The organism is Blastopirellula retiformator, assembly GCF_007859755.1.
In the GTDB taxonomy this organism is placed as follows: Bacteria; Planctomycetota; Planctomycetia; order Pirellulales; family Pirellulaceae; genus Blastopirellula; species Blastopirellula retiformator.
Map to the genome: position 1 here is coordinate 287,110 of NZ_SJPF01000004.1, position 11,726 is coordinate 298,835.

The window sequence follows — 11,726 nt, forward strand, 5'->3', positions numbered from 1 at the left end:
ATAAGCCGCGATCCCATGAATTGAGAGAGAAAAGCGGGGCTGCCAGTGCGTTAATCTGATTCCTTTTTCGCGCCCTCGGCATGTTGCTCTAGTTTTTGAAGAATCACTTTAAGCATCGCTTTGCTCTGCTCATCCTCTACCTTTTCCATCGCATTCTCGAGCGTCTCACGGGCCTTACGAGCCTCTCCAGCCACCTGATAGGCAATGGCCACCTGCACAATCGTATTTAGATCTTCCTGATTAGCCTCCAGGCCCAACCCCAATACTTCAAGCCCGAACTCTCGGTGGACTCCCTTGGGATTGAGTTGCTTAGATGCCAATGTGGCGCCGAGCATCGCTAATATGCCGCCACTCTTGTGCTCTATGAGTGAATCTTTCACACTCTCCAGAAGGGTTTTCGCTTCATCGGGCTTGCCACCCGCAACCAGCGCAGTCATCTTGACTTGTAAAAAATCGGGACGACTCGAGTAATGGGGCGCACGGCTTTCGATCATCGTCACAATCTGAAGTGACTCTTCTGGCGATTGCTCGATACCAGCCATCGCTTTTCGCAGCATCACATCGAAACTGGCGAGTTCATCGGCATCGGCTTGTCCGCGCCAACTGCCTTCCATCACGCGCCGCAAGACATAATCCAGATCATTCGGGTGCCCAACAAAGGCGATCTTACCTTTGCGGTCCACCACAAAGCTGGTGGGAATCGATTGTCGCCCGGAAGCATCCATGTAGGACTTATGGGTTTCTTGGTCGTCGCAGAAAGCAAATCGGAAATCAAATTCTGCACCGCGACCAGCAACAAACTTTTCAACAGCTTCCTTGGTGTTGGCCGGATCGGCGCTTGTTAAGGCAACCACCACAAGCCCATCCTTTTTGTACTGCTCCGACAACTCATTAAGGTGGGGCATCGCGGCGATGCATGGACCACACCAAGTTGCCCAGACCTCGACAACATAAACGTTAGAATCAGAGAACGCTTCAACCGGTTCCCCCTTAAACCAATCGCTTACTTGCAGCTTCGGCGCTTGGCTACCAATGACTAGCGTCGGCTTCTCTGCGCCTGCTGCAGCTTCACTAGGCTCGAATGCCTCGGCCTCAGCAACCTTTTGGTCAGGACCTTCATCCGCACTTGCGACGCCTACCGCAAAATTCGCCGATCCAAGAAATATCGATGCACATAGACAGAGTGACGGAATCGTCGTCGCCCTGCATTTTAATAGTTTCATTCTTAATGCTTTTCTATCCAACACTTGATTGCAATTAACATCTAAACACGACCAACAGCCCACTTGCCATGTATACCAGACAAGTTTCGCGAAGGTTTCGTTGAAATAGATACGATTATCAAGAACACTTGCGATAGCAGTCCGTTGATTTTCTCAACGGGCTGCTGGATCGCGAGGATGCGATCCCAAAATAGCGACGTAAGTCGTTATTTTGCGACCCACGAAGAGCTATGCTCTGAGTCTGGCGAGGTTGGAAAATGCCACGAGTGCATTTTCCAACAGGCAGATAGCCCGTCAATTCACTTCGAACAAAAAGTCATTTGATTGATTGACAGCCAGCGTCGCAGAGAGCCCGCTGCCGCTAAGATCCAGATACTTCTTCTGGAGTTCCTTTGAGCGATCCTTCCCTGCGACCGGCGCCGGCATTGAAGGAACCTTAACTCCATTTGGCAATCGCCGTGTGTTAGCTCCAGGGGCTTCTTCTCCAGGCCTGCGCATTTTGGGTGGAGGACTGGTAATGCGAACTAAATAGTTTCCTACCGTCAGAGGGAAAGGCGACCTAAAACGGCCTTCGCCGTCAAGTTCGTAAATCCCTCCACCAAGGTCAGGGTGATAAAACTGTACTGCTGCATTAGAAAATGGCTCGCCTTTAAATGTGACCTTGCCGCTGAACATCACCTTAGATGGCCCTTCGCTAGTAGAGCAACCCGCACCCAAGAGCACTAAGGAAGCAAATGCAACGGTTATCAGGAGATAGGTACTATTTGATCGGATAGTTTCTGTCGATGTGTTCATTTCTACTCTGGGGAACTCCAAAACATTCGGGCCCGGGCCCTAGTAGAGATTGCTTAGCCGTGGATTTGATGGAAGAACCGAGGACGGCCAGAACGCCCGAAACCTTGGCCTGTTGCAGTATCTCATAACAACCAGGATTATAGACCGAAGTCTTCGGGGGATAGAGCAAGACCCTCTAGGGCCCTAAAGCGCGACACAAAAATGATTAAACTCTAGCAGCGTGCTGACTTTCTCGACGGGCTGCCGGATAGCAGGGATGCAATGAGCTTGGGGAGGTTGACAACGCGAGTTCAAACAAGAAATGAGGGTCCCGTTTAACTGCCTGTTGAAAAATGCCATCGTGGCATTTTTCGACCTCGCCAAGCTCAGAGCGTAGCTCTTCGCGATCCCTGCGATCACGCAGTCCGTCGACAAAATCAACGGACTGCTAAGGGCGTAAAGCTCTTTCTGCAACCGCAAAGACATGCACTAAAAATCGCCGATCACCTGTCCATCGCTCTTCATGGCTAACTGCTTTAGCGTGAGCAATGAGATCGTCTCCGGAATGAACCTCGCCGAACCATCGGCAAGCAAGAATTGAACGCCCCCAGGGTGCTCGGAGTTAAAAGTCGCACCAGTGCCCCTGGAGAGCAAGCATGCTGAATCACCAGAGCAAGCCGAGTTGAGGGGATATAGGATTGGCGCTATTCCATCGTATGTCGCAAATCCGTTAGCGCCTGGACTATCAACGGGATCGAAGCCCCAGGCCGGGATAGGCGGGTTCTCGTAGAGACCGGCTGATGAACTATCGCCATTCCAGCCCCCAGAAGCGCCTTGGCGGTAAGCTGGTTCAGCGCCGGAAGATGCAGCATACGCCATCCGACCGGGGTCTCGCCCCGCTTGTTCGCCTATAATCACAGTGTTTGAGAGACCGTCGGTAATATCGCGAAAAGCAACGCCAACAAGACCGAGCATCGGCCCGTTATTGCATGCGTAACCACCGAAATAAGTTTTTTGACACTTTCCGCTGGTCGCAAGATTTCCCGTGACGCTTGGGTCAGCAGCCCCGTTCACACCAAGGTAAGTGTGGTATTGCAGTCGACCGGGATTCGCGCCGTTTTGATCAACGAACGGATCAACGACGCTTGAGGGGCAGTTAAGAGCATCCACTAAGACGCCAGACAGCACGTCTACGTTGTTACTGCCTGAGTCCGAGTGGAAGTCGTCGTTGAGGTCGTAGGTGAGCTGATCCGTAATCGTCCGCTGCTCAAGGAACGGTAGAACACAAACCTTCCAATTTATGGCGGCCACGTTGCCAGGCGGCAGGTGTTGGTAGGTATCGTGGTAGTTGTGAGCGGCCAAACCAAGTTGCTTTAGATTGTTGGAGCAACTCATCCGTCTTGCTGCTTCACGAGCTTGCTGAACTGCTGGCAACAGAAGTGCGATTAGAACCCCAATAATTGCGATTACGACCAACAATTCCACGAGCGTGAAGCCGTGCTTGGGCGATTTATGACAGACCATGGCGTAATTCCTCCTTAGGATGAGGCCACTGAAAGTAAGAAGAGGATTTGATGGGCTTCGGGGGGGGCAATCCAGAAGCCTTTTACTTTGCAGAATGGGGGGGAGGCGATGAGCTAGCTGCCGACAAATCGCTTGATTGCAGCAGCGGTTGCTAAATTATACATGCGACATTCGCAGCAAAAGTGCCTCAAAATTTTCACGAAAAAATGAAGTCGAACATGGTCAGCTGCCAACAGGTACCCATGCCTTGCCCGTCTGACTGCAACAAAGCTAGGCATTCTTGAATATCTTTCCGTTTTTTATCCGAACGGGCGTCAGATTCCATCCGAACGGGCCGGGCCAACCTAGCCAGCAGTGGCAGTGAATTGAATTCCGGGTTTCTTCGGTATATGATTACGACGAATTGCGTGTAGAGTTTTCCTTGACAGCAACAGTTGTTTCAGGCCACTTAGCAGGCGGCTCTTGAGCTGCGAGTTTTTGCTCATTTTATGCAAATCAGCGAGTATCTTGAGGCGGTCCGGGAAGGTAAGCAGGGAGCTGGGGACTTATTGTACGCTGCCGTATATGATGCCCTGCGCAGAGTTGCTCAGACTCGATTGTCTCATGAACAGTTTCCGACCCTGCATCCCACCGAACTCGTGCATGAAGCCTGGATTCGATTGGGGGGCGACATCGCCACTCCCTGGGAGAATCGCAGGCACTTTTTTGGTGCGTTCGCTGAGGCGATGCGACGGACGCTCGTTGATCGAGCAAGAGCGAAGCTGCGAGACAAAAGGGGCGGGGGGCGCGGGGAGCGGGTTTCCCTGACTGGCGTCGATCCAGAAGCCTCAGGGCTTTCTGGTAGTATTCTTGACCTAAATGAGGCGCTCGAAGCATTCGAGAAGGTGGAGCCAATGAAAGCCCAAGTCGTCAAGCTCAAGTTTTTTGCCGGTATGTCGATCAAGGAAATTGCCGAAGTGACCGATTTGTCAGCAGCGACTGTCGAGCGCTATTGGGCATACTCTCGCGCTTGGCTGTATCACTACATTGCTCGCAGCCACGATTAAATTGGGGCAGTCTACCGCGAGCGGCATACACAAGGTCTCCAGAATGAGCCTATCAGATGATGCGATATTTTCGGGGGCTCTTGAACAGCCAACCCTTCAAGGGCAAGAGAGCTTCGTCAGAACGATCTGCGAAGGAAATCCAGTTCGCTGTCAGCGAATACTTAAGCTGCTCAATGCGCATCGCGATTTGGATGCGGACAACGGAAGCGGTTTCATACTGGACAACCCGCATGACGCTTTCGAGTCGCTATTGCAGGTTGGCGATCTTGCCGTCGGATCTGAGATTGGCCCATTTCGCGTACTCGGCAAACTTGGTGAGGGAGGCATGGGAGTTGTCTATGCCGCCGAACAGGTGACCCCAATCCATCGAAAAGTCGCACTGAAGTTGCTCAAGCCAGGCATGGATTCCCATCGTTTACTAGCGCGCTTCGAGATTGAGCGCCAAGTGCTTGAGCAAATGCGACATCCGGGAATTACAGGCGTTCTTGATGCAGGGGTTCAAGAGAACGGGCGTCCCTATTTTGCCATGGAGTTAGTCGAAGACGCCCAGTCCATCACGCAATACTGCAACTCGCAAAAGTTGAGCTTGCAAGACCGCATGAGGCTAATGACTGAGGTTGCTCAAATAGTTCAACATGCCCATCAGCGTGGAGTTATTCATCGCGACCTAAAGCCGTCCAACATCCTAATCACGATGATGGATGACCGGCCAGCGCCTAAGGTGATTGACTTCGGAATTGCAAAAATGTTGTCGGGCACGCAGGGTCATCACAAAGACGCGACAATCGCTGGAGAGAGATTTGGCACGCCTGCCTACATGGCGCCAGAGCAAGCGTTGGGAGGCGTCGATGGAATCGACGTTCGTGCGGATGTTTATTCACTGGGCGCAATTTTGCATGAGTTGTTTTGCGGTTCTCCTCCGATAAGATCAACGAACTCTAGCCATTCCTGGACGGCGGAAAACTATTGGGAATCGGACTTTCCAAGACTCTCCGACGATCTTTCCGAAGAGGTTGCCAAACAAAGATCGACAACTGTCCAATCGCTGAGCCAAGACTTGCATGGAGAGCCAGGCTGGATTATTCGCAAAGCATTGTCCAAAGACCGCGAAACACGCTATCAGAGTGTTGCTGATTTTCAACGAGACATCGAGTACTTTCTTGCCAATAAGCCGATCATGGCGGCGAAACCAACGCTAATGTATCGCGCGGGGAAATTCGTTAAGCGAAACCGGGGCTTATCGGCAATTTCTGCTTTTGCTTTGCTAACAATTGTCGTGGCCGCGACTATCTCGACTTGCTTTGCATTGAGGGCCATTCGTGCGGAGCGCGATGCGAAGCGGCGGTTGGAACAGACGCTGAAGGCGCAGAAGGAACTCGTCGAACAGCGTGACCTTGCAGAAGTGGCGTTACGTGATTCAAAAGCCTTGTCTAGAACCAGCCGTCTACTGTGGATTAGTGAACTTGCGGCTGCGGATTATTTGCAACATTATTTTCAGGTCCGCGTGGAAGATCCAGATGCCACTCCCTATCCAATCGAGTCCAACATTCTTGTTGAACCTGACGAAAGGTTGGTGCTCAAGGGGAATTGGGAGTGGGTAACCAGAACGTTCCGAAGATATGAAGTACTAGAATCCAATTTGGAGAACAACCAGACTACCGGCGAATTGCATCAAGAGGGGCGATTTGGAGACAGCCTCGAGATGGAAGATCTTCCTGGTCGGCTTGGGGCTGATCAAGCTTCGATTAACGAGCTTGAAGGTCAGCTTCTCTTTCAAGAGCTTCTCTTGCGACATATTCGTCAGTCTTTCACGAATGACGACGTATTCATAGCTGAGATATTGAATAACTGCGCGCTTAAATCCATCGACCTGAAAAACTATAAGAAAGCGCAAGAGTACCTTCAAGAATCGATACAGATTTGGAAGCGGCACGACAATCGCCAAGCGTATGTTATCCAGGCTCAGCTATTCCTGGCCGATTGCCTAAGACGGGATCAGCGTCCAGAAGAAGCGGCAAAGGTTTTGAGTAATGCAGTTTCCGAGTTAGACCAGATGGATCCATCGGATGAGGTGACAATTGGACTGCGTGCATTGGCATCTGAAGTCACGCATTGAATGGAAGAACTTAACAGCCCGTTGAAAAACTCCCACCTCCCCGCTATTCTCCGGCAAGCGCTTCCCATTGCAAAGGATGGATGATGGCTTTAGCTGCCTGTTGAAAAATGCCACGATGGCATTTTTCAACAGGCAGCTAGCCGCTTTTTCCAGAACGACATCTCGTCACTGTCAGGGTGTCCCCCGACGAACCCGCACCGCTGATAGAGCCGCCGAGCCGGATTGTCGAAGCGAACCTCGAGCGTCAGATACGAACATCCCTGTTCAGTCGCATAGCGAGCCATCTCGTCCAATAGCGCCTTGCCGACGCCGCGGCCGCGATTGTTCGGGTCGACCGCCAGGTCGTGGACGTTGATCACCGGCTGAGCCGAGAAGGTCGAGAAATTGTAGAAACCGTTGGCCAATCCAACGTATTCGCCATCTTCCACCGCCAGCAGTCCGACGAACGTGGGAAAGTTCTTCAGCCGCTCGATCAGGTGCTCGTGCACGACCGGAAGCAGCGGCTTGCCGCCTCCCATGGGATCGAGGGCGTAAGTTCCCAGTAGCCGCATCAGCTGGGCGGCGTGTTCGTCATTATGCAGGTCGACATGGACGACCTCACCGGCAAATGGCGCCGGCCCTGAAGAAGCGAGCATCAGTTACTCTCCCGCGTTGTCGAAATCGAGATCCTTCCACTTCATCGCCCGGCGGAACGGTTCGATGCGGAGCATCACTTCGCCGTTCTGAAAGACGCGAACCGTGCCGTTCGACTCGCTCACTACGATCGCAATCGACTTCGTCTTCTTGCTGATCGCGGCGCCGGCCCAGTGGCGGGCTCCCAGCCCTTTGGACAACGTCACGCTGGCCGAAGAGACGTCGACCAGACGGCAAGCCGCTTCGACCACGCCGTCGGCATTGATGATGAAGGCGCCGTCCAGCTGGGCGATTTCCTTCAGACCTTCTCGGACGCGGTTGTCGAAGATGCTGCGCTCTTTGCGGTTGTAGCCCTTGATCGGATCGAAGCCGCTAGCGACGCTGTGGTGCAACACTTTGCGATGATCGCCGACGACAAACATCGTACCGACCGGCTTTCCTTCGCGCCCTTCGCGGCCGATGTCGACCGCCAGGTCGATTACGTGCTTGAGGGTCTCCAGCGGAACGCTCGTCTCCAAGCGGCGCAAATCGCGCGAGGTCAAGCGGCCAAGATGCTCGGACAAGCGAACCAGGCTGATCGTGTCGATCCGCGATTCGTCAAACCCGCTGTAGAGGGCGACCACCGAGGCGCCGGTGGCGATAATATCGTCCGCCACCGATTCGACCAGGGCGTGGGTCAGCTTTTCTAGAATCGGGCTTTCGTCCAGCTCGACGACGATCGGCATCAGGCCCGTCTCTTTGGCGCCTTCCAGGGCCTCCTCGTCATCGGCGGCGACGATCGTCTTGGCGTTGCCGGCGCCCGCTTTGATCTGCTCCCACTCGCAAACGCCTTCGACAAAAATCAACAAGGCGTCAGCTTCGGCCTGCTTCACAAGGGCAGCGCCGATTCTGAGAAACTCTGCGAATTGCTTGGTGAATTTCTGTTGCTTCATCCGTAGCGGTCAGTTCGGCAAAATGCCGCGTCAAGAGTGCGGGCCCAGGAGCAAGTGCGATCGTGAACGCATCGTAGAAAAGATCGCAGACCGAGGCAACTACGCCGACCGACCGAAATCGTGTTCTGCGCTGCAATTAGGGCAATTTCGACGCGACTTCGGCGCTGCGGTGCCCCGGCGGCGTACCGAAAACCCGCTGATCGTAGATCGACAGGGCGTGCAACCCGTGTCCCAGAGGCCCAATGCTCCAGTCCATCCGCGGGTTCCGCTCTAGGATCGTCGCCAGGTAATCGATCGCTTTGACCATCTGCGGCGAAGTCAGCTCTTCCTCGGTCAGCGAGTAAGCGAGCCATTCGGCGATGTGGCCGCTGGTCTGCAACCGACGCTGCAGATCGGGCTTGGCGGCCCGGCCTTCAAACCAATCGGTGCTGAAGCTGCCATCCGGATTTTGTAGTCGGAAGGTGTAGCGGTAGTAGTCGTCCAGGAAGGCCTGAGCCCGGCCCCAGTGGCCATCCATCGGCAAACCGGACAACTCCCGCTTTTTGACCGCGTAAGACAGCCCCATCAGGCGATGCGTGCCGCCGCAAGCGGCGCCGATCACCGGTTGTTTCAGCTCTTCGCTGATCAGCCGCTCGATCGTCCAGGCCTGGCCGTCGTCGCTCCTCCACTGGGCGTCGACCGGCAGATAGTAGGCCAGCGAGATCAGTTTGAAGGTCAACTCGGTCGCGGGACGGCAGGTTTCCTTCTCGAACTCGATCAGATCTGAGATGCGATAGGCTTGGTTGTTGACCCGGATTTCGTACGACGGGGTGACGTAGCTTTGGGCGAGCATCGCCAGAAACTGGCCATGATGCCCCTGGACGCCGACTCCCTGGCGAGCCCCCAGGCGTCCCCGTTCGACGTAGAACAGGTTGTAGCCTTTGCACTTGCCGTTCCAGCAGAGCCAACCGATCGCGTTGACCGGCGTGCCGTTGACCTGGACATTGGCGTCGACCCCATACGGCAACATGGTGTGCATCGTCGCCCAGGCGTTTTCTTTGGCGACGTCGACCGGCATGGTGTAATAGGCGTCCAAGACGCGGTGAATTTTGCCGCGGAGCCGGATCTGCTCGGGCGTCAGCTCTTTTTGAGGCGGCGCTTCCGGAATCAATTCGACCGGCTCAGGCTCTTCGGCAGGCTTTTTCTCTGGGGCCGGGGCGGGCTCGATCGATTTCATCACGACCGGCTCTTGCTTGGCCGGGGTCTGTTCGGCCGGCTGCATCTCTTCGGCGGGCATCTCCAGCGGCAACTGGGCTGGTTCGACGGGAGAAGCGGGCGATTTCGGCTCGCTCTTCATCTCCTCTTGCGGCGCAACGCCAGAGCCAATCTCGGCCGGCGGCTCTTTCATCGGCAGCAGCTTCAGCAGCGGCTCTTCGGCGGCGTTGGCGGCGGCTTCCTTTTCTTCTGCGGTCAGCGGCGCAACCGGGGCGGGAAGGTCATTTTGCGGCAGCGTCGTTTTTTGCGGCTCTTTTTCGGCGCCAAACTTCAGCGCGATGCGTAGAACAGGAGCCTCCAGCGTCAGCCCGCTGGCATCGACCGACTCCTGGCTATTGGATGGCGATTGCAGTTGCAGCCCATCCGCCAGAGCGGGTGCGCAAAAACCGGAAATTGCCAAGAGAGTCAATAACGTCGAACGTCGTCGCATCATCCATGCCTTGATTTTCTGTCGCAAGTTTGCCGGTTAGGCAAACCCCGCTTTGCTGCAATCGCCTTATCGCCAGCTTGGCATACGCAGTTTTCGGACGCAACGGCGGGACGAAATCAGGGCGATTCGCGTCGCGACGTCGCTTTTTCACATGCGGGGGAGACTCGTCGGCAGAAACCGCAAATCCTACCTCGTTGCCTGAGTCGCCGAAGTCCGCATCCCCCGGAATCCGGCATGTCCCGATCTCGGTCTACCGCATAAAGGAAGGAACGAGCCAACTAGTCAGGCTCACGTTCTCGGGTGGGGCAGGATTTTCACCCATCGCGTAAGCCTCCCATTTTTCGGCATCGCCGCCGTAGTCGACCTGGCTATTTTCTTTGAGCGACTGAATCGCCACGTAGCGGAGAGCAGGATCGCGGTCTTGAATCGCCGGAGCCAGCGCCTTGCGGGCCTCGGCCGAATCGAATTGCTCGAGCGCCTTGGCGGCTGCGATCCGGACGTCCAACTCGCGATCGCGGACGATCAGGTCTCCCAGCTCTTCAACCGCTTTGGGGTCGCGACCGACGACCAGCGTTTCGACCGCCAACACACGGACGCGCGGTTCGCTGTCGTAGAGGCCCATGCGTAGGCCTTCCTGAGCGGAGGGGGTTTGCAGCGCGGCAAGCGCTTTGAGAATCTCCATTCGCAGCAGCGGATCTTGTTCATCCTTCAATTGCTGCGTCAGTTTGCTGGCGTTGAGTTGCCGCTCAGAGTCGCTCATCTCTTCGGTGTAGCGAGCCAAGCGACGAATGTCGTCGCGCCGTTGCGTGGGACTGGGCCCATATTTCGCCAGATCAGCCGGGTCATCGATCATTCCCCAACCGAAAGGGTTGCTGATGGCGCCGTTTTTGGTGCAACCGAGCACCAGTAACAAGAGACAGATGGCAAAACTGGCCGACTTCATCGTTGCCCTTTGAACGTTTTTCTATCAAGCAATTTTGGGTCGCGAGGACGCGAGACGATAGCAAATCGGTTGGGGGCCGCCTAGACGAATCCCCAGCAAATCGAAACCTGCTTTGGAGGGCGAAATTTGTTCGGTCCGCCGCTTCGCATCTCCCGCCAAAACGTGGTAGGCTTTCCACTTAGGGCTAGCAACATGTCCAGTGGGCCAATATTTCCGCCTGGGGGACGAATACCTATCGACGTTACCGCCTGATTCGCTCATCTACAGGGGGGAAAATTCCCTTGGTCGATCCCAAACAACATGCCAGCAACCGTGGCGCGATAGAAACGATCCTGCGCTACATTCCCGGTTTTAGCGGTTACCTAGAAAAGGAGTATCGGCGCGATGCCGACGCCCTCACCCGTAAATGGTTGGCGGATCGCTTGGATCGGGGAAAATCGCCACTCGATACCTATGGAAGAATGCTGGTCGACTTAGGCCAGATTGACCAGCTTCCCATGATTGACCGCCTCCGCGCGAAACTCGACATGACAATCGGTCGGTTGCGGGGGGCGATGCCGGGCTACAGCGGCTTCTTCGACTTTGTACAAATCGGCGAAGATCAATTGGACGACATCTACGACTACGACGCTGCGATGATCACCGACGCCGATGCGGTCGCCGCGCGAATGGAAAAACTGCCAACCGCCAGCGATCCGCCGGCAGTCACGATTCCGCCGCTAATTTCGACGCTCGACGCGATGCTAGCGAAGCTGGACGAACGCGAAAACATGCTGAAGGGAATCGGATCGGAACCGCCGGCCAGCTAAGCGAACTATGGCCGCACGCTGCTGATCGACGGAACAAGCAAC

Annotated in this window: 10 protein-coding genes; 3 read left to right on the top strand and 7 right to left on the bottom strand. The window is 55.0% G+C overall.

Annotated features, from left to right (window positions below):
* Positions 1-50: 50 nt before the first annotated feature.
* From Enr8_RS17105 to Enr8_RS17115, 3 genes are all read right to left on the bottom strand, one after another.
* Complete coding sequence (locus tag Enr8_RS17105; RefSeq protein WP_146433767.1) at positions 51-1,223, bottom strand: TlpA disulfide reductase family protein; 1,173 nt, start codon at positions 1,221-1,223, stop codon at positions 51-53.
* A gap of 294 nt (positions 1,224-1,517) precedes the next feature.
* Complete coding sequence (locus Enr8_RS17110) at positions 1,518-2,018, bottom strand: hypothetical protein (protein ID WP_146433769.1); 501 nt, start codon at positions 2,016-2,018, stop codon at positions 1,518-1,520.
* 468 nt (positions 2,019-2,486) lie between these two features.
* Positions 2,487-3,521 carry a DUF1559 domain-containing protein gene (locus tag Enr8_RS17115; RefSeq protein ID WP_146433771.1) on the bottom strand — a complete coding sequence of 345 codons (1,035 nt, stop codon included), beginning with the start codon at positions 3,519-3,521 and terminating at the stop codon, positions 2,487-2,489.
* Positions 3,522-4,009: 488 nt separating this feature from the next.
* Here Enr8_RS17115 and Enr8_RS17120 point away from each other — a divergent pair, with 488 nt between their 5' ends.
* Together Enr8_RS17120 and Enr8_RS17125 are read left to right on the top strand one after the other, a co-directional pair.
* Positions 4,010-4,567, top strand: coding sequence for an ECF-type sigma factor (locus Enr8_RS17120; protein ID WP_146433773.1), 558 nt, complete (start codon positions 4,010-4,012; stop codon positions 4,565-4,567).
* A gap of 43 nt (positions 4,568-4,610) precedes the next feature.
* Positions 4,611-6,683, top strand: coding sequence for a serine/threonine-protein kinase (locus tag Enr8_RS17125; RefSeq protein ID WP_146433774.1), 2,073 nt, complete (start codon positions 4,611-4,613; stop codon positions 6,681-6,683).
* Positions 6,684-6,808: 125 nt separating this feature from the next.
* Here the strand turns inward: Enr8_RS17125 and Enr8_RS17130 are convergent, their stop codons facing one another.
* From Enr8_RS17130 to Enr8_RS17145, 4 genes are all read right to left on the bottom strand, one after another.
* A complete protein-coding gene (locus Enr8_RS17130; RefSeq protein ID WP_146433777.1) occupies positions 6,809-7,318 on the bottom strand; it encodes a GNAT family N-acetyltransferase in 510 nt (169 codons plus the stop codon).
* A gap of 3 nt (positions 7,319-7,321) precedes the next feature.
* Positions 7,322-8,248 carry a DNA integrity scanning protein DisA nucleotide-binding domain protein gene (locus Enr8_RS17135; RefSeq protein WP_146433779.1) on the bottom strand — a complete coding sequence of 309 codons (927 nt, stop codon included), beginning with the start codon at positions 8,246-8,248 and terminating at the stop codon, positions 7,322-7,324.
* Positions 8,249-8,384: 136 nt separating this feature from the next.
* Positions 8,385-9,932 (bottom strand): hypothetical protein, encoded by a 1,548-nt coding sequence (locus Enr8_RS17140; RefSeq protein WP_146433780.1) that lies wholly within the window; start codon positions 9,930-9,932, stop codon positions 8,385-8,387.
* 250 nt (positions 9,933-10,182) lie between these two features.
* Positions 10,183-10,875: a HEAT repeat domain-containing protein gene (locus tag Enr8_RS17145; protein WP_146433782.1), complete on the bottom strand. Its 693-nt coding sequence runs from the start codon at positions 10,873-10,875 to the stop codon at positions 10,183-10,185.
* A gap of 281 nt (positions 10,876-11,156) precedes the next feature.
* Here Enr8_RS17145 and Enr8_RS17150 point away from each other — a divergent pair, with 281 nt between their 5' ends.
* Positions 11,157-11,684 carry a hypothetical protein gene (locus Enr8_RS17150; protein WP_146433784.1) on the top strand — a complete coding sequence of 176 codons (528 nt, stop codon included), beginning with the start codon at positions 11,157-11,159 and terminating at the stop codon, positions 11,682-11,684.
* The last annotated feature ends 42 nt before the right edge of the window (positions 11,685-11,726 follow it).

What these genes read in the sequence shown, in the direction of transcription:
- Enr8_RS17130 (WP_146433777.1), bottom strand. Translation starts at nt 7,318, where the DNA reads ATGCTCGCTTCTTCAGGGCCGGCGCCATTTGCCGGTGAGGTCGTCCAT.
- Enr8_RS17140 (WP_146433780.1), bottom strand. Translation starts at nt 9,932, where the DNA reads ATGCGACGACGTTCGACGTTATTGACTCTCTTGGCAATTTCCGGTTTT.
- Enr8_RS17120 (WP_146433773.1), top strand. Translation starts at nt 4,010, where the DNA reads ATGCAAATCAGCGAGTATCTTGAGGCGGTCCGGGAAGGTAAGCAGGGA.
- Enr8_RS17135 (WP_146433779.1), bottom strand. Translation starts at nt 8,248, where the DNA reads ATGAAGCAACAGAAATTCACCAAGCAATTCGCAGAGTTTCTCAGAATC.
- Enr8_RS17145 (WP_146433782.1), bottom strand. Translation starts at nt 10,875, where the DNA reads ATGAAGTCGGCCAGTTTTGCCATCTGTCTCTTGTTACTGGTGCTCGGT.
- Enr8_RS17115 (WP_146433771.1), bottom strand. Translation starts at nt 3,521, where the DNA reads ATGGTCTGTCATAAATCGCCCAAGCACGGCTTCACGCTCGTGGAATTG.
- Enr8_RS17125 (WP_146433774.1), top strand. Translation starts at nt 4,611, where the DNA reads ATGAGCCTATCAGATGATGCGATATTTTCGGGGGCTCTTGAACAGCCA.
- Enr8_RS17105 (WP_146433767.1), bottom strand. Translation starts at nt 1,223, where the DNA reads ATGAAACTATTAAAATGCAGGGCGACGACGATTCCGTCACTCTGTCTA.
- Enr8_RS17110 (WP_146433769.1), bottom strand. Translation starts at nt 2,018, where the DNA reads ATGAACACATCGACAGAAACTATCCGATCAAATAGTACCTATCTCCTG.